At 35.6% G+C, this 18,663-nt stretch carries 16 protein-coding genes and 1 pseudogene; 3 read left to right on the top strand and 14 right to left on the bottom strand.

Features of this window, described 5'->3' with window-relative positions; genetic code table 11:
* The 10 genes from cysC to CEY16_RS07615 all read right to left on the bottom strand — a co-directional run bounded on the left by cysC (window position 1) and on the right by CEY16_RS07615 (window position 10,701).
* Window positions 1-606, bottom strand: a complete 606-nt coding sequence (gene cysC, locus CEY16_RS07660) for an adenylyl-sulfate kinase (protein WP_101331407.1) — start codon at window positions 604-606, stop codon at window positions 1-3.
* A 10-nt stretch (window positions 607-616) separates the two neighbouring features.
* Window positions 617-2,401 (bottom strand): SLC13 family permease, encoded by a 1,785-nt coding sequence (locus CEY16_RS07655; protein WP_101331406.1) that lies wholly within the window; start codon window positions 2,399-2,401, stop codon window positions 617-619.
* A gap of 13 nt (window positions 2,402-2,414) precedes the next feature.
* Window positions 2,415-3,572 carry a sulfate adenylyltransferase gene (gene sat, locus CEY16_RS07650; protein WP_420795520.1) on the bottom strand — a complete coding sequence of 386 codons (1,158 nt, stop codon included), beginning with the start codon at window positions 3,570-3,572 and terminating at the stop codon, window positions 2,415-2,417.
* Between the two features lie 83 nt (window positions 3,573-3,655).
* Complete coding sequence (locus CEY16_RS15590; RefSeq protein WP_101331404.1) at window positions 3,656-3,913, bottom strand: transposase; 258 nt, start codon at window positions 3,911-3,913, stop codon at window positions 3,656-3,658.
* Between the two features lie 48 nt (window positions 3,914-3,961).
* Window positions 3,962-4,063, bottom strand: coding sequence for a hypothetical protein (locus CEY16_RS15585; RefSeq protein ID WP_420795527.1), 102 nt, complete (start codon window positions 4,061-4,063; stop codon window positions 3,962-3,964).
* Between the two features lie 400 nt (window positions 4,064-4,463).
* Window positions 4,464-4,586 (bottom strand): transposase family protein, encoded by a 123-nt coding sequence (locus CEY16_RS15580; RefSeq protein ID WP_162297890.1) that lies wholly within the window; start codon window positions 4,584-4,586, stop codon window positions 4,464-4,466.
* A 166-nt stretch (window positions 4,587-4,752) separates the two neighbouring features.
* Window positions 4,753-7,566: a CDP-glycerol glycerophosphotransferase family protein gene (locus CEY16_RS07630; RefSeq protein WP_101331401.1), complete on the bottom strand. Its 2,814-nt coding sequence runs from the start codon at window positions 7,564-7,566 to the stop codon at window positions 4,753-4,755.
* Between the two features lie 109 nt (window positions 7,567-7,675).
* Window positions 7,676-8,737, bottom strand: coding sequence for an MraY family glycosyltransferase (locus tag CEY16_RS07625; RefSeq protein ID WP_101331400.1), 1,062 nt, complete (start codon window positions 8,735-8,737; stop codon window positions 7,676-7,678).
* A 91-nt stretch (window positions 8,738-8,828) separates the two neighbouring features.
* On the bottom strand, window positions 8,829-9,953 hold the full coding sequence (locus CEY16_RS07620) for a glycosyltransferase (RefSeq protein ID WP_101331399.1): 1,125 nt from the start codon (window positions 9,951-9,953) through the stop codon (window positions 8,829-8,831).
* A 19-nt stretch (window positions 9,954-9,972) separates the two neighbouring features.
* Window positions 9,973-10,701 carry a WecB/TagA/CpsF family glycosyltransferase gene (locus CEY16_RS07615; RefSeq protein WP_101331398.1) on the bottom strand — a complete coding sequence of 243 codons (729 nt, stop codon included), beginning with the start codon at window positions 10,699-10,701 and terminating at the stop codon, window positions 9,973-9,975.
* Window positions 10,702-11,098: 397 nt separating this feature from the next.
* On the opposite strand from CEY16_RS07615, the gene CEY16_RS07610 reads away from it, so the two are divergent.
* From CEY16_RS07610 to CEY16_RS07600, 3 genes are read left to right on the top strand one after another with little or no spacing between them, the layout of a single operon-like run.
* Window positions 11,099-12,160 (top strand): O-antigen ligase family protein, encoded by a 1,062-nt coding sequence (locus CEY16_RS07610; protein WP_162297889.1) that lies wholly within the window; start codon window positions 11,099-11,101, stop codon window positions 12,158-12,160.
* Window positions 12,150-13,634: a murein biosynthesis integral membrane protein MurJ gene (gene murJ, locus CEY16_RS07605; RefSeq protein WP_101331396.1), complete on the top strand. Its 1,485-nt coding sequence runs from the start codon at window positions 12,150-12,152 to the stop codon at window positions 13,632-13,634. Before CEY16_RS07610 ends, murJ begins: the two co-directional genes overlap by 11 nt.
* Window positions 13,635-13,636: 2 nt before the next feature.
* Window positions 13,637-14,797 carry a glycosyltransferase family 4 protein gene (locus tag CEY16_RS07600; RefSeq protein ID WP_101331395.1) on the top strand — a complete coding sequence of 387 codons (1,161 nt, stop codon included), beginning with the start codon at window positions 13,637-13,639 and terminating at the stop codon, window positions 14,795-14,797.
* A 23-nt stretch (window positions 14,798-14,820) separates the two neighbouring features.
* On the opposite strand, the gene CEY16_RS07595 is transcribed toward CEY16_RS07600, so the two are convergent.
* The 4 genes and pseudogenes from CEY16_RS07595 to CEY16_RS07580 all read right to left on the bottom strand — a co-directional run.
* Entirely contained in the window at window positions 14,821-15,735 is a 915-nt protein-coding gene (locus CEY16_RS07595) for a hypothetical protein (protein ID WP_101331394.1), read from the bottom strand.
* Between the two features lie 52 nt (window positions 15,736-15,787).
* Window positions 15,788-16,567 carry a teichoic acids export ABC transporter ATP-binding subunit TagH gene (gene tagH, locus CEY16_RS07590; RefSeq protein ID WP_101331393.1) on the bottom strand — a complete coding sequence of 260 codons (780 nt, stop codon included), beginning with the start codon at window positions 16,565-16,567 and terminating at the stop codon, window positions 15,788-15,790.
* 16 nt (window positions 16,568-16,583) lie between these two features.
* Window positions 16,584-17,390: an ABC transporter permease gene (locus tag CEY16_RS07585; protein ID WP_101331392.1), complete on the bottom strand. Its 807-nt coding sequence runs from the start codon at window positions 17,388-17,390 to the stop codon at window positions 16,584-16,586.
* Window positions 17,391-17,477: 87 nt separating this feature from the next.
* Window positions 17,478-18,662 (bottom strand): annotated as a pseudogene (locus CEY16_RS07580) (CDP-glycerol glycerophosphotransferase family protein); the annotation flags it as partial.
* Window position 18,663 lies beyond the last annotated feature (1 nt).

Below are 18,663 nucleotides of genomic sequence, written 5' to 3'. Positions count from 1 at the left end.
TTATTCTCCCAAATATCCGTTTTGTTTTAAATAATCGACAATTTGTTTCACACATTCTTCTACGGAATGCTTGTCTGTTTCAACAGTTATTTCGGGTTTATTCGGTTCTTCGTATGGGTCATCGATCCCTGTAAACCCTTTAATTTCACCAGCACGTGCTTTCTTATAGAGGCCTTTAGGGTCACGGTCCTCACAGACACCTAAATCACACTTTACGTATACTTCAACAAATTCTTGTTCGTTCATCATTTTTCGAACATTATCACGGTCTTCTCGATATGGAGAAATAAATGCAGATAGAGTTACCAGGCCGGCATCAGCCATGAGTTTTGATACTTCACCTACTCGACGGATGTTTTCCGCACGGTCTTCTGCACTGAACCCTAAGTTATTGTTCAATCCGTGACGTACATTATCTCCGTCCAAACGGTATGTATGTACCCCTAATTTATGAAGCTCTTTTTCTAAATCAACTGATACAGTGGATTTCCCAGCCCCAGAGAGCCCTGTAAACCAAATCACTGCACTACTATGACCTTTCATTTTCTGTCTTTCTTCCTTTGTTACGTTTGATTCGTGCCACACTATATTTGATGCTTTACTCATTTTAATCCTCCTAAAACCATACTTGGTAAATTATTAATGTAGTTACTACCATTACTATTATACTTAAAGGGAACCCCACTTTAAAGTAATCTAAGAATTTATATTCTCCCGGACCATACACTATTAGGTTGGTTTGATAGCCAATGGGAGTGATGAAACTAGCTGAAGCAGCGATGGCTATAGTAACAGCAAAACCCATAGGGTCCACATTTAACTGATTAGCCATTTCTAATCCTATTGGCAGCATTAAAACTGCAGCTGCAACGTTTGTAATCATTTCAGTAAAGATATTCGTCAAGAAATATACGACAAGAATAACAGCTAATATCCCTAGTGGTTGGACAAAAGATAAAACATTCTCAGCTACGAAGTCTGCTAATCCAGTACTAGTTATTGCAGCTCCAACACCTATTGCACTTGCAATCAGTAATAAGACGTGAAATTGGATGTAGCCCTTCGCTTCTTCAGGACTTATAATCTTACCAACTAAAAGAATCAAAACTGCTAAGACCATCGCTTTGAACATGCTCAAGAAACCAAGCGTCACTAACAAAATCATACTAATGAGGACGCCTATTGCAAGCCAACCTTTAAGGGGGTCTTCATTCAACTCTTTGGGAGTATCAAGAGAAGATATCACATAAAAATCATTTGATTGTTGGTTTTTAGCTACAAAATCCGCCCCTGTTAACAGTAAAAGTGTGTCGCCAGGTCTTAACCGAATATCACCGATCTTACTTTTGATTCGCTCATTATTTCGATGCACAGCTATAACCCCTGCATCAAACTTTGATCGAAACTTGGATTCTTTAATCGTTTTACTTAGTAAGGATGATTGATGGGAGACCACTGCTTCAACCAATTGCGTTTCCCCATTACCATTCTTCAAATCTTCTAATTTCAAATGTGAGCCAGTTTCTAAATGAAGACCTCTGATTTTTTCTAGGTCTGCAATTGTTGAAATTAGACCGGTGAAAATTAATCGATCTCCAGATTGAATGATTGTTGTTGATCTGACAGGAGAAACAATTTCGTTTGATCGCATAATTTCAATTAAGTACAAGCCTTTTAAATCTCTTAATCCCGCTTTTTTTACAGATTGATTCAGGTAGGGAAAATCATCTTCCACAGTTAGCTCTGCTATATATTTTCTAGAATCCTCTTTCACTCTTTCATGAAAACCTTTATACGATGGCAACAACTTATAGCCAATTGTAGATAAGTAGACTAAACCCACAAGTGTAATCGGGACTCCTACTATAGCTAACTGAAAAAATGCAAAACCTTCAAATCCATAGTCTTTTAACATGCCATGGACGACCAAGTTCGTTGAGGTCCCCATTAAAGTGATCGTTCCACCTAGTATAGTCACATAAGATAAAGGAATGAGAAACTTTGAAGGAGCTATTCCCTTTTCCTCGCACCAATCTCTAATAATCGGAGTGAATGTCACAACAATCGGTGTGTTATTCAAAAATGCTGAAAACATTGAAACCGGCGCAAAAAACCTACCAGTCATGCCCTTAATTGACTTTGTATTCACCAGCCAATTCTTCATCAACCGGTCCACCATTCCACTCTTTTGAACTGCTCCAGCAACTATGAACAATAGTGCGATCGTCAGCATCCCTTCATTAGAAAAACCTTTAAGGGCTTGCTCAGGTGTTAAAATTCCAGTTAGCAAAAATAATGTCAATGCTGAAAAAACAACCATGTCAGGTCGGGCAACCTCTAACAGCAGCCCGACTAACATGGTTAGTATGATGATTGATACGAATACCATCTCGAAAGTCATGGGAGAATCCCCTTTAGTTTTGTTCCATACCTTTAATTAAAACATCAGCCACTTCTGGGCGAGAAAATTCTTTCGGTGGACGCTCTCCATTACGTAGTAATTCACGAACTTTTGTACCACTCAGGTGAACGTGATTCTCTTTATCATGTGGGCATGTCTTAGCTGAAGCCATGTTCTCACAAACTGTGCAGTAAAAAGCATGTTCAAATTTAAAAATCGTCATATTTAATTCCTCTTCAAACTGAGCAATCAGATCTTGTGCATCATATGTTCCATAGTAATCGCCCACACCAGCATGGTCACGACCAACAATGAAGTGTGTACAACCATAATTCTTGCGCACAATCGCATGTAGAATCGCTTCACGAGGCCCGGCATAACGCATCGCTGCAGGGTAGATTACTAAGCGTACACGGTCTTTAACATAATAGTTATCTAAAATAACCTGATAGCTTTCCATGCGAACGTCAGCCGGGATATCATCAGATTTAGTTTCCCCCACTAATGGGTTAAGAAGTAAGCCATCTACCGCTTCTAAAGCCGTTTTCTGAATATGTTCATGGGCACGGTGAACCGGATTACGCGTTTGGAAACCTACAACCGTTTTCCACCCAAGATCCTTGAACATATTTCGTGTTTCTTCTGGGTCCATGTAAAACTCATCAAAATCCCCATGGTCTGGACGGTTCAATAATGTGATAGGTCCCCCTAGATAAATGTCTCCACGCTCATACAATTTCTTCACACCGGGATGAGCTTCATCTGTAGTTCCGTACACATTATTTGCTTCTAATTTTTTGTCATAAGTATATTTTTCTTCGACAACCATAGTACCGTATGTTATCCCATCTTCACCTTTAAGTGAGATTTCTTCGCCTAGACCATATTCTTTAGCCTGCTCATTTGTTACGGATAATGTAATAGGAACACTCCATACAGAACCATCTGCAAGACGAATGTTATTGACTACGCTTTTGTAGTCTCTCTCTCCCATAAAACCTTCAAGTGGACTAAACCCGCCTATACCGATTAATTCCAAATCTGAGATTGCCCAGTTTGAAATTGTTAATGATTTAAGATTCTTAGCATCATTTAATGCTTTATCTCTCTTAGTTCCTTTTACTTCACGGTTAACTAATGAGCCACCGTGAGCTTTGATTGTTTGTGTCATTATATGCCTCCCCATCTCTGAACTCTGTTGTCAATTATAATACTTTTCCCTCTTTATTACAATTTCTTTTAAGAGTAATTCATCTATAAATGTGTTATTTGTCGATAATCAATTCCATGGTTATTGATGCCTTCTACATAGCCATTGTGTAAGTCAAATTCAAAGCTGCTCATGATATTTTTTTGCCAGTTTTTAAACGTTTTAATCGCTGCTGCAAATTCATGGATTCCTGATGATTGAACTAACTCATAGTAGCCATATAAACGATTCCTTGTATCATCAAGGTCCTCTGGACCAGTTTGTTTAGTAGACTCAAACCATTTCGGTAGGCTTCTTTTAATTGACGATCATAGTTATCAAATTCGTTTTGTACAGAGCGTCGAACCTTTTCAAGGGCTCAGTAAGTATAAACGACAAAAATGAAAACGATCGGCTACGACAATGGGTCGCCTTAAGGCTTGATTCATTGCTGCTTTAAATGATTGGCTCATATCCATGACGACAGTCTAGACCTTCGAACCATGCTTGCGTAAATACTCTTTCTTAAGGCCCTTAAAAACATCTAAAGGTTGACGATTCACCGGATCTGCAATAACAGTCTGATACTTTTTTCTCCCCCTTCATCACCATTGTATTGATAAATGGCAGGCACCTCTAGTAATTCCTTGGCTTGCATTAATTTTTTCGAAGAAACTTCATCAAACTCGCGTATCACGGTGGCAGAAGAAGTAACAAATATAGTAGCCTCACATTCAAAATTCTTCCAATAATTAGACCGATCCCAACAGCTTGGTTAAACTCTCTTGACTGCCGTTGGTACCTTTCCACCAACCGATTCCCTTCATAGAAGCGTTTACCTCAGTCACTATCAATGCATATATAGCGTCGTTTTCAATAAAAAGTCTTTGTTTCGAGACCAAAAATCTGAATATGTCGGATTTTCTGTTGTCGATAATCATGAACCTTCGTTGTCAATGTCCCACAAGAAGGACAGTGATGAGGTTGACGTTCCAACTCCAAATGAAGTTTAACAAAAGTAGGAGTTTGCGTGTTTTTTATTGTCAGAAAACGACCTTACCCCAACAATTATTCTAGAGCCGAAAATAAAAAAATACTCCCCTTAAGTAACAGATCTTAGTTTTAATCTGGCTACTCAAAGAGGAGCATATAAAATCTGTGATTATAAATATTTGTTTGCTGCTCGAAATATTCTTTCACTGTTTTCATTATCTGTATGCGCAAGAATCTGATCCCTTTTTGTTTCAACTTCTTCTTTTTCCTGGAAACCTTTTTCAATACTCTCTTGAATTCGGTCCACTAACTCTTCCTCTGAAGTAGCAATATCCCCTAGAAATGTTTCATTTTTAGGACGAAGAATCCCTCTTGCGAAAAACCTTCTGAAGTCAAAATGATAGAACATGACAGGTTTGTGCATGAAATTAAAATCAAATGACACACTAGAAAAGTCAGTAATCATTAGTTCACTCCGCTTTAATAGATCTTGAACATTAACCTCACCCAATCTTATTAAATTAATTTTGGAATCGAGAACTATGTTACTCTCCTCAATGAATTGTTGCATTCGGTAGTGAGGGTAAAAATCAAGAATTAAATCATGTTTCTCTAACAGTGATAACAACCTCTCATTCGCTAATAGCGAAAGATATCTTGACCAGTACTCCGATTCTTTGAATGTCTCAGTGGTATTAAGCCACTGCCTCCATGTCGGAATCAAAAGAATTCTATTCTCTTCAGTGGTTTCAAATAAGTTGTCGAATCTTGACAATCCAGTTACAACAACTTCTTCTTCTTCATATTTCAATTTTTCGACTACAAGGTCTTTCTCAGGTTCCGAGCTGACGCACACCATATTAAAAGGGTATTTATAATAAATTTTATGATACTCAACATTCTTTCTACCTAAGACACCGTGTTGTAAGAAGACTCTCAATCCGTTTCTGTAATTGACCATGTCTTTGCCCTTGAACGGCAAAATGTATTCAATGTCATGCGAGCAGAAGAACGCACTAGCCTGAAGGCTCTTATTGATGTGCTCATCAGTTCCGAGGTGTAATACATTACCAAAGCGAGCAACATTCTTTTCATCTTCAGAATCCTGTTCAATTACATAATAAGCTTCAATCTCAGGGTGGTGTTCTCTCAAATGCTTAAAGAAATGATAACCTGTATCCTGAGCGGTATCCGGTCGTTCCCCTATCAACCAAATATCACCTGATGTGCCATCTAAAGATGATTGCTCGAGTAATTGGAAATACTCATTAGGATAGCTTTGAGTTTCTAATTTAACGTTCCCGTAGGGAGTCAGTGTCATGAACATTTGAATTGAGTTTGTAGCACCCTCAATAAAACCCTTTGCAAGGTAATCATCCTTTAAGTAATCATACTCGTCCAAGCCAAGTTTTCTTTGATTCATGAACCCGTTGATTTGTACCCTTATATAAATGTCAACAATATCCTTGGGTTGTGCGATAAGATCAGATATCTTTTCTAATGGATAGGAGACATCAATTTTATTTCCTTCTTGAGTACATATTATTTCTCTTTCAGATTCCCTATTCATAAAGACTACCATTAGCTGCTGTTGAGAAATATCTTCCACGTTTTCACGTTCTATATACGCTTCACCTTTAATCTTTACATTGTTATCTTTTATAATTGCATGATCTACCTTTTTAGATATTGAAGGTTTCACTATCCCATATGAAAGGTTTCCGAATTCAGTGGAATAGAAAAAAGATTGATAAAAGTTGTTGCCGTCGAAAAACTCTTTGATAGTGTCCCATTTTAAATTTGTGGACTTTCGTTTTAAACGGAATTTAATCCTGTTCCCTTCAACAAAATCTGACATGTATATATCATATATAACTAATTCATCATTAAACAGTACTTCTTTAGATACTTCCGCAGAGAAATAATGAAAATTCTGATCAGTTCTTAATTCAGCAGTAAAGCTGATGAAGTTTTCGCTATCGCGGTTTTTAAATACTACTTCTGGTCGAACCAGATTGTACTTCTTCTTGATACGCCCAGTAATAATATATGAATCAGGGCTCTCATCTACCTCGAGGCTGTTAAGTTTTATCGTTTTAACATCAGATTTGATGGACAATGAGTAGAGCTCTGTTTGATAAGGTGTATATTCAATAGCTCCTTTTTTATCGTGGTCGACTATGAACTTTCTATCTGAGACACCAAAATCATCAATCAGTTTCACCCTGAACCTAAATTCCTGATTATTTTTGAATAAAAGGAAATAAAAATCCAGAATAGTTTTAGAACTAGGAAAATCTTCATAAGGGATTCTTACCGTCCACTGGGCATCACCAATCATTTCTACTCTATACTCCTGTTTCATTCTGGATCCTCTGGAATGAGAAACTAGTTTGATTCCGTCAAATGGTTGAGTGAACAGGAATTGTTCCCCGATGAAGTCTCCACTTATTAATAGATAACCCTCTTCCTCCCTCAAATTATGGACATTGTTGATTAGGTGCTTGATGTCTTCTGTATTTTTCTGATCAAAATGATTAATCATCAATTTATTATGGCGTGTAGCTTTTAATGAATAGGTTTGTCCATCCTCAAAGAATTTTTGTGTATGCAAGTACCGCTTCAATTTTTTACCTACTACAAATGAGAATTTCTTAGGTTTAGACTTTTGATAAAGTAATTTTATATGCCAATTTGTCTCGTCTTTTTTTATTTCAGGTAAATCTTTCAATTTGACCGGAAGTACGTATGAATTATCTTTAATGTGTTTTAGAATAAGCGGCAACTCTACCTCTTTTACTTTGTCGGAAAAAATAAGTGAAGAATTCTTCTTAAAAATCTTTCCATTGAATTTATTTTTTTTGACTTGAATAAAATATATACCATTTTCAAGGTAGACATTTTCAACTGAGATTTGATTTCTAGATTTTTTTAAGGCAACGGCTTTTCTGTAAACTCTCTTCAAAATTGTTTTGATATTCAATGGTGTTCTCTCCTTAATTTAACAAATATCCTTTTAACCTAAAGAGACTATCTGTACTAAAACAGATAGCCCCTAAATTATATGGGTAATTCAAATATAAATTCTATTCTTATTTTGGGTTAAGCAACCTTTTCAGCTGGTTAAGAACTGGTGTCCTGCCCCCTTGGACTACACCCGTCAGCTCAGCCAAAAGATGTAAAGCTAGTATCACAAAGGCCATGATGAATAACGACAGAATCATCGTAGCATTGGTAAAGATTATTGCCATAGCCCCAAAAAACGCGCTAAATGCATACATCATTAGGACAGTGGCCCGGTGGCTAAAGCCCATTTCCAATAATACGTAATGAATGTGTTTCCTGTCTGCCGTCATTATATGCTGTTTATTAATAGCTCTTCGTATGATCGCAAAAATTGTGTCGCAAATCGGAATTAATAGCATAACAATTGGAATAATGAAGCTGAAAAGCGTTACATTTTTAAATAGTCCCAACATGGACACTACCGCAATCGAATAACCTATAAAAAGAGAACCAGTATCCCCTAAAAAGATTTTTGCAGGATAAAAATTATATATTAGAAAACCGGATAATGCAGCAATGAATAAGATACTTAGGATTATGACAATGGTTACACCATCAGTGATGGCCATAACGAACATACTTAGGAAGGCAATTGCAGATACTCCCCCAGCCAAACCATCTAATCCGTCTATTAAATTGATTGCATTAGTGATTCCGACAATCCAAAGTACGGTAATGATGTAGCTCCAGACTCCCAAGTCCACACTCCCCATAAAAGGGATCGTTAAAAATTCAATTTTTAACCCAGCAGCAATCACCATTATAGAAGCTGTAATCTGAGCAAATAATTTAACAACTGGTTTAACTGAATATAAATCATCAACTACACCTATCGTTATGATTAACAAGGCGCCTAATGAAATAGCAAATAATTGAGGGTGTTCTGGCTGTAACCAAATAAGCCCAATGGTTATCGGCAGAATTAGGGCTAAGCCTCCTAATAAAGGAATTTCACCATTATGCTTTTTCCGATCATTAGGTCTGTCGACTACCCCAAATTTCTTACTAGCCTTGATTATCAAGGGGGTAATGATAATAGTAATTATGAATGTAATTATAAATGCAATGATCATATCTAAAAAGGACATGTGTGTCACCTCAATTTTCAGTCCTAAGGAACATTCTATCACAATAAATGTCGATTTCTGTATATATTTCTTTACAATGTCTTAACATTTTTCAAAGTAATTTCTTGTTATAATGAGAGTGGAGTTCCCTGTATATATGACGATATGAATCACAAAAATGTTTCATCGAAAAACGTTTTGATGCATACTCATATAATTTTATGCACTGTGGCTTATATATACCCTTTTTGCTCTCATTTATAACCTCGATAATTGCAGCCTCGATTCCATCTATAGAATGATCTTTTACAACCCATCCAAACTTCTTATCAGGAATAAGTTTAGAAACATCACCTACATCTGTCGTAACAATCGGGACCTTGGCTCTTGCTGCTTCAAGTAGAACAAGAGGGAAGCTTTCACTTTTGGATGTTAACAATACAAGGTCCGCACATGAGAGGAATTCTTGAATATCTTCCCTATAGCCTAAAAGGTGAACTTTCTCAGATAGCCCTAAATCGGAAATAAGTCGGCTAACATTACCCATTTCACTTCCATCACCTAGGAGAAGCAATTTAACTTGTGGATACTTTAACACTAAACTCTTCACCGCTTTAATCGCTAAATGATGTTGCTTCACTTTCTCTAGCCTAGCAGGCATCATAATTAAAAAATCATCTCTATTGTACCCGTATTTTTCCTTACTAACAGATAAAAGATGTTGGTCAAAATCAATACCATTATATATAGTATTAAGTTGATGGTCGTTTAGGTTGAAGTTCCTCTTCATCATCCGCGTAAACTCCTCTGACACGACTACAAAATGATCTACATAACGAAATGAAAAACGGTGTAGAGAGTGGTATATCTTCCCCTTAAACCCTTTCCCCACAAAGTCTTCGCTAGGATTACTGTGAATAGTAGTTATTACAGGAGTATTTATGAATGGCTTAATAATAGCTAAGAAAAAAGTTGCTCTTGGTCCATGAGTATGAATGAAATCGAATTCCGAATCATTGATATATCTAATGAGCTTGTGTAACACCTTTAAATCCTTGGTGTTTTTACTCGAAAACAATTTAACTGGAATTTGTTTTTTTAACGCATTTTGATAAAATTCACCTTTTTGAAACAATCCTAATGTAATTTCACTTTGATCAAAATGAGAAAATAAGTTGAGGATATGAACCATACCGCCTCCTGTCTCATTTCCTGCATTTAAATGTAATACACGCATTAAGGTCTTCCTTTTTGAATTATTTTCCCCTTAAAACATGTATGATGAATTGTGGCAGTTTGAGCACTCTCCTCATCCTACTTGGTTGTTTGATCAATCTGTATAACCATTCCAAGTTCAGCTTAATCCAAAATTCAGGCGCTCTTCGTGTTTCTCCAGCCCAAACATCAAAACTTCCTCCAACTCCCATCAAAATCCCTTTTTGTAGTTTGTCCTTGTTTTGATCTATCCATTCTTCCTGCTTTGGGCACCCCAGGGCTACTAGAACAATGTCTGGCCTCGCATCCATTACTTGGTTTATAACTTCTTCATCATCCAAATCTACATATCCATGATGAGACCCTACCACCTTAAGATCTGAAAATTTATTTCTTATATTTTCAACTGAATGATTGAGAACTTTCTCTTTTCCACCGAAGAAGTATACTTTTAGCTTTTCCTTATTAGCGAAAATCAACAAATCATTCATTAATTCAAAACCAGGAATCCGCTCCGGTAAGGGATTTTTTTTGATTTTTGAGGCAATAATAATACCAATTCCATCAGCAATTACATAATCAGCCTGATTCATAATGGTTTTGTAGCTCTCATCATTATATGCATGCATGACGATTTCCGGATTAGCAGTAATGATGAAACGTTTTTCATCACTTTTGATAGCAGGTACTATTTCATTTTCTAGAAAATGATTTTTAGTACTTTTTAGGAATGGGACACCTAATATTTCAACATGGTTTAGTTTTTCCATAAGAAAATCCCTTCATTTATGTTTGGAGTGTGTTTAAATGCGATTTTCAGTTGTAATTTTATCAATATATACTTTATTACTAATCATAAACTTTTTCTATTCTGACCCATTAATTTCTTTTCTTTTCATACTATTCGTTACGACAATGAATTTTTATTTCCTTAAAACAAACATTGTTTTTTTATTTTTATATTTTCCTATGCGACCTTTGATAGTTGAGTTAAATCCTACTTTACTTTGGTTAGGTGATCTCATCATCATACTATCTTCACTCATAATGATTTGGAAGAACAAATCTAGGTTCACAAAAATTCTACTAGAACTGAAGCCATTCTTTTACTTTGGAGGAGTCTTCCTTCTAGGTGCGATAATTGCTCTGATAAATGAAGTAAGACCAGTGGCTGTAGTTACTCAGTTACGTTCTCTCGGATTACTTTTATTAATGGTTTTCTTATTCTTGACGATTAAGTGGGAACGAATTGAACAGATGTACTTATTGGTTACATCTATTATAGTAGGTATGATTCTTAGTTTACACGGAATTATAGAAAAAACCTTCCACAGGACTATGCTTGTACCAAATGCTTGGACAAATTGGAAATTATCAGATGTGAACACTGATAGAGTTTACGGTATGGTCGGTAACCCGAATGTACTAGCTATGTATCTTCTCTTCATTTTCTTCCTGACTTTCGCTTTTGAACACTATGCCACAAAACCTAACAAAGTTCTACTGTATATCTCAAGAACAGTCATCCTAGGAACCGCGCTATTGACTTACTCTAGGGGGGCATTTTTAGCATATTTATTAGGGTTAATAGTATACATCATAGTATCAAAAAATTGGAAGTTTCTCGTACGGGTATTGTTGGTTGGGGTTATTTCAATAGTTATGATTTACTATCCTACCAACATGATAGCAGACCAAAGCGCATCGACTGACAGTAAAGAAGAAGTGTCTTATGAACCTGAACACTCACCAAATAATAAAAGCTTTCTAGAAAGAATACGTTCGGCCATTGATGAAGAAACTATAAGTGATAGTACTGAATGGGGTAGAATTTATATCATCTTAAAAGGAATTGAGATCTTCAAAGATCATCCACTAACTGGCGTTGGACTTGCTACTTTCGGTGATGCCGCTACGTTAAAATATTCTTCTCCTATATATGAAAAGTATGGTATTCCCGAAAAGGTATATGCTGATAACCAGTATATTTACTTACTTGTTTCTACTGGTGTCATCGGTTACTTTCTTTTAATTTGGTTCATAGTCAGTTTAACTAAAAAATTGATTTTAACTTTACCTAGACTTTATGTGAATGTTTTTATTTCATCCACAATAGTGCTTCTGATTTCGTCGCTCTTTTATAATACCTTGGAAGATAAAACCTTTATGATATTTTATTACAGCTTATTGGGTTTCCTCATTCAATTAGGTGCTGACCATGACTGGTAAGCCATTGTTTTTAAAATCCTTTTCAGCTATGGCTTTGTTTATCATTTTAAGTAAGATTTTGGGGTTTGCGAGAGAAGCACTTATAGCAAATTACTTAGGTACCTCAAGCGTTGCAGACATTTTCTACATCGCTTTAATCATACCTACATTATCTTTTACTTTGATTGGAACAGTAATTAACGGTAGGTTATTACCTATTTATATAGATAAGACAAAAGATTCATCACATAAACAGCTTCTTAGTAAATTAACAGGTTTTTTCTTCTCATTATCATCAATAATTGTATTATTACTGATTGTTTTTTCACTTCCACTTATTCAGCTGGTCGCCCCTGGTTTTAACCAGACTGAAAAGGAAACAGCCAGCTTCATCGTTGCAATTTTAGCTCCAAATATATTATTCATGACAGGGATATCTCTATCAACTTTAGTTTTTCACGCCAATGAGAAGTTCGCTTCACCAGCTTTTGGGTTAGTCATCAATAACTTGAGTGTGATTTGCTTTATAATCTTGGGCTTCCCACATTTGGGTTACTATGCCTTTCCTTTTGCAATATTACTTGGGGTGCTCAATCAAATGGTATTTCAACTAGCATTTTCACCTATAGAAAGCAAAAGCTATTTACCTACAATTAATATGGATGCTTTTAAGTTAGTGGCTAAATTATTAAAACCCTCCTACCCGATTATAATAGCAGCATTATTAATTCAGCTGAATATGATCATTGACAGGATGGTTGCATCAACACTAGATCCAGGAAGCGTCTCTGCATTGAATTATAGTTATCGATTGTTATGGCTACCTCTCAGTATAGTGATGATACCAATATCAACTATATTCTTCCCTAAGCTTGCTAAAAACCGGATGGCAAATGCATTATATAAAAAATTAATTAAAGTTGGAGTAAAGCTTATCGTTCTTCTGTCAATTCCAACTTCAATATTCTTACTGATTGAAGCGACCCCTTTAGTTACTCTCATTTATGAAAGAGGAAGCTTTGATACTGATGCCACAACACTTACAAGTAAAGCATTGTTCTACTATGCGTTCGGAATTGTATTCATTGCTTTGAGAGAATTTTTTACCCAGCATTTCTATGCATACAAACTTTACAAAGTTCTATTGGCTGGGTGTGTTTTGGGTCTGATTTCTAATCTGATATTAAGTATAACGTTAGCACAATTTTTTGCTATTAAAGGAGTAGCATTGGCAACATCAGTTTCAATGGCTATTCAAGTTATTTACTACTTCTTTAGCACAACCCATTTTTTGACGTTTTACCGTCATAGGTTCTTCTTGAAGGTTTGTGTATATACTCTTTCTGTAACGGTGACTTTAACCGGATTAAAAGCGATGATCTCATTTCCAGCCTACTATTCCATTATTTTGACAGGAATAGCTATATCAGCCTTTTTTTATCTCACATTCAAGAATGAAATTCATAACACTATCCATGAATTGAGAGGTATATAATAATGAAAATATTATTAACCACTATTTTCCAGTATCCACATGAAGGTGGAATGTCCACGCATATTTCCATGTTAAAAAAGGGATTGGAAAAATCCGGCCATCAGGTAACTGTCTTATCTTCGAGTGACATAAATAAGGTTATTCAAACCTCTATTAAAGGCTGTGGTTATCTTATGAACAGACTGTCTGTTGGTGCAGGTCAACTATATGGAGACCTAGGCAGAATGAATGCCTTGAAACTTGCCTTGAGAAAAATCGCTGGAAGCTATGATGTGATTAACACTCAAGATATCTTCGCGACAATTGCTGCGCAAAGAATTCATGACAATGTCGTGCTGACTCTTCACGGGTATTACTCGTATGAAGCAACGAGCAGAGGGGCACTGAAAGAAGGAAGTCCATTTTTCAAGAAAGCAATCGACTATGAAAAAGAAGCCTATGAATCAGCTGGTGAAATTATCTGTGTAGACAACAGACTCAAGGAGCATGTTAAAAGAAATACTAAGATTGAACCAACCGTAATAAAGAACTTCATAGATCCATCAGGTTTTACATCAACTAACAATGTAACAAACAAATTAAGGGTCGAATACAACCTCCCTGACAACAAAAAAATCATTCTTGTACCGAGAAGATTGACTGAAAAGAACGGGGTGATTTACCCGTTACTAGCATTAGAAAAGTTGATTACCGAATACCCGGATATATTGCTAGTCTATGCTGGTACAGGTGAAATGATGGATAAACTTAAACAACTAACTTTCCAGTTGGATTTAAAACAACAAGTACGTTTACTAGGCTCCGTCCCTCATCAATTAATGCCCAGTCTATACCAATTATCAAACATCGTGGTAGTGCCGAGCATACATTCAAAGGGTGTAGAGGAAGCCACATCGATCTCAGCACTAGAAGGGATGCTTTCAAAAACTCCAGTAATTGCGGGAGCTGTCGGAGGGTTGAAGGAGTTAATAACTCACAATGAGAATGGCCTGCTATTCTCAGACAGAAACATTGTAGAGTTGGCTGTTCATATCCGTTCAATATTGAATGATCAAGAACTGAGGGAAAAATTAACTCACAATGCATATGAACATGTATTATCTAATCATACCGTTGAAAAAGTGGCTGAGGAATATTTATTCGCATACAAAAAGAACCAGTAATCTAACTGGTTCTTTCACACCTTTCAATTATGAAAGTAATTTCCCGGTAAACTTATCTCATCTCTCTCGTTAAGCTTAAGGTTATCTTCCAAGTATCTAGCTTTTAAATCTCCTTGTATTTCTTTTGGAAGTGTATATCTTTTATAATGGATTTTAAAACTGATCTTATTTTGCAACAAAGTCCTAGGAGAGATTTTTTTGCCAAAGCGCTTAGATTTTTTTACTCTAATTTTCCCATCCGGATTTTGTTTAGTTTTGAAAACTTTGTTCAGTCTTCTTGCTAGCTTTGCCTGCAGAACACCATAACTTTTATTCACTTCATCCTGAGTATATTTGGGTATTTTATTGACACCCATATAATTAAGGAGCTGCAGTAGATACTCATTTTCATCTTTTCTTAGATTTTCATATATGAGTACATAAGGCTTCATACCAAATACCTTTTCAACACTATTCAAGTATTCGTTATATTTATATTGGTCCAACACCTCATGATCTTCTAGTTTCTGGATATAATCTTCTACTTTCTGTGTTCCACCCATGTGCAAGTGTTGGATATATAAAGATGTAATTAACTGGACTTGTTCTCTGATACCTATAATGATTCTGACATCATATAAATCTTCAGGGAAAACTCTTCTTAGATCTTTTAATATTTTAACGCTTTTTTTGGGTTTTGCTCTTTTAAAGGGACTTCCAGACCACCCCTCATAAGAAATTAAGGTAGGGCGATTTTCTTTGCCTAAAGAGTCAAACTTATTTCGTATTTCTTTTACTCGATCTTCACTTAGTTTTCTCACTCTTAAATCATAAAGCTCTTGTTTGATTGGCTTATGCTTAATATATCTAACTTCTTTTAATTTGGAGAATATCTTTTTCTGTAAAAAGGTCGTTGCAGTTTTATGATATCCCAAATGCAGATAAATTGTTTTCCTCATTTTCACTACACTCATTTCTCTCATTAGAAATTAGAATCTAAATGCAATCAATTTAATTTTCGGCTTTCTTTCTATACTTTTTTTTCTCTTTTTTACTCATATTTTTATAGTCATCTAAGAAAGCTTCGTACTTTGGTAATACTTCTGAGGCATCTCCGTACATTTTGATTTTACCAAATTCGAGCCACACAATTTTCTCACAGAACTTTTTCATCTGTCCCATCGAGTGACTGACAAAGAACATCGTCTTACCAGCCTCTTTAAATTCTCTCATTTTGGCAAAGCTTTTTTCTGAAAAAGCTTTATCTCCAACCGATAATGCCTCGTCGATGATTAATATATCAGGATCGATACTTACAGATATTGAGAATCCCAAACGCGATTTCATACCACTAGAGTATGTCTTTACTGGTTGATCAATGAATTTTCCTAGTTCAGAGAACTCAATAATATAGTCTTGCATCTGCTTTACTTCTTTCATGCTGAAACCTAGCATCAGAAGCTTAAGCTCAATATTTTCCCTACCAGTCAACTTACGATCGAGGCCTACATTCACAGCTATCAAAGCTGTTTGGCCATTAACTGTAAGTTCCCCTGATGTTTGTGGCACTACTCCAGCGATTATATTAGATAAAGTTGATTTACCAGATCCATTCACACCTATAAAACCAACTATATCACCTTTATCTACGTCGAAGGATACGTCCCTAAGCGCATAAAAATCGTCACCATAAGATTTACCAGGGATAATTAAATCTAATAACCTATGCAACTTTCTTCCATATAACTTATATTTCTTTGATATATTTTCCACTATAACTGCTTTTGACATGCTTACACCTATTTTCTTATAAGAAATCCACGAAATGTTTTCTGAACTTCACGTGTAAATATGAGCCCATTATAAAGAGAACTATTACCATGGACCAAAAATAAATCGAATACTCCCAATTAGTGATGAAATACCATTCCCCACCTAATATGGATTGTCTATACCCTTCTACAACATAAAAGAATGGATTGATTTTCATAACTGTTAATAACCAATCTGGTAAAACCTGAGGTGGCCATAGAATCGGTGATAAGTAAAGAAGCATTCTCATTATAGATTGAATGAACATTTGAACATCTTGAGCAATTGTCGCCAGTGTAGAGGTAATTAACGTAACACTGAATAAAATTGCTATCACACCAAATGTATATATAGGCAATTGCAAATAATATATACTAATCGGATAACCGATGAACTGCATTAGTATCAACACAATTACTAGTAAAAGAAGGTGTGGATAAAATTGAGCAAATATTACATAATTAGGAATAACACTCATTGGAAAGTTCATCTTAGATAGAACTTTAACCTTTTGATGGATCGATTTCGTACCTTTCAATATTCCTTGGCTAATCAGAAACCAAACTACAATACCCGCAAGCATCCACTGGAAGAATGGAACGTCTCCTACATCGGCTCTTTGCCTGATACCGTACCCAAAAACAAACCAGAATATTGCTATTTGAATAGCTGGTTGTATTATCTCCCAAGAAATTCCTAAATAATTACTTGAATTATTACTTTTAAGCTCGTATGCAGATAACCTTCTCACTAAATAAAAGTACTTGATCTGTTCGGAAAAGACTGTTATTGCTGAACGCATTAAAACTCCTTCTTTCTCGCATATAAAACATTTCATAAGTTTAGCAAACTGTATTATCTAACATTTTCAAAGCTTTTTCAAGTGATTTTAGTACTGATAAAATTCTTGAACTACACGTTCAGTCGCTTTTCCATCTTCTAAGTAACAAAAACGTTTATAAAATTCCTCGAAATGAGTTTCCAGCTCAAAACCATTTGCTTCATAACCTTTTATTGCATCAATAGTTTCCCGTGTGGTCATTGTTAACGGACCAGGAGCTTCATTTTTAAAGTCAAAGTAGAACCCTCTCAAAGTGTTCTCGTATCTTTCCAAGTCATATACATAAAACAAAATCGGTCTTCTTAGATTCGCAAAATCAAAAAATACCGAAGAATAATCTGTGATCAATAGGTCTGAAATGACAAATAGCTCTCTTATATCTAGGTGTTTGGATACATCGAATGCAAAACCTTCAAAATCAGCTAAGTCTAAATTTTCAGCAATAAGATAATGCATTCTCAATAACACTACATAATCATTACCTAATTCCTTTTGAAGTAACGACAAATCTAATTTTATATCAAAACGGTATTTACCTTTACTATAAAATTGGTCATCTCTCCATGTAGGGGCGTATAAAATAACTTTTTTATCTTCGAAGATACCCAAGTTACTTTTTATTTCATAAATGTCTTGGTCAGTATGGTTCGAAAGAAAGTCATTTCTTGGGTAACCACTTTCAATAACCTTCCCACTGTAGTCAAAAGCTCGTTTGAAAATTTCAGTAGAATACCTGTTGGGAGATATCAAGTAGTTCCAATTCTTAGACTCATTCGTGAAATTCCTTTTATATTTATCAGTATTCGTACCGGGCATATGCACTTCCTCAATATCGATCCCTAATCTTTTTAGAGGCGTCCCGTGCCAAGTCTGTACATAAATCGTATCATTAGGTTTTGGTAACCAGTTCGGAAGTCTTACATTGTTAACCCAATACTTCGCTCTTGGCATAGTTAAGAACCATTTGATAGAAAAACGGCGAACATGAGGTAAGCCCAATTCCTCGAATAGTTTCAAACTCCTCCTATCAACGCTCCAAATAAGTATTGCTTCTTTATTGTATTCCCTCATATATTCATAAATTGCCCGTGGACTATCGCTATACTGTTTCCCATGGAAACTTTCGAACACAACTAAGTCTTTCTTTTTAGGTAACTTCCCTACTGTTTTAAAAACTAACTTAAAATATTTTAATGCTCGTTTACTTCTGAGAAAATTGAAAATTTTTTTCTTT

This window comes from Halalkalibacillus sediminis (assembly GCF_002844535.1).
GTDB lineage: Bacteria > Bacillota > Bacilli > Bacillales > Alkalibacillaceae > Halalkalibacillus_A > Halalkalibacillus_A sediminis.
This window is presented reverse-complemented; position numbering and strand designations above follow the sequence as displayed.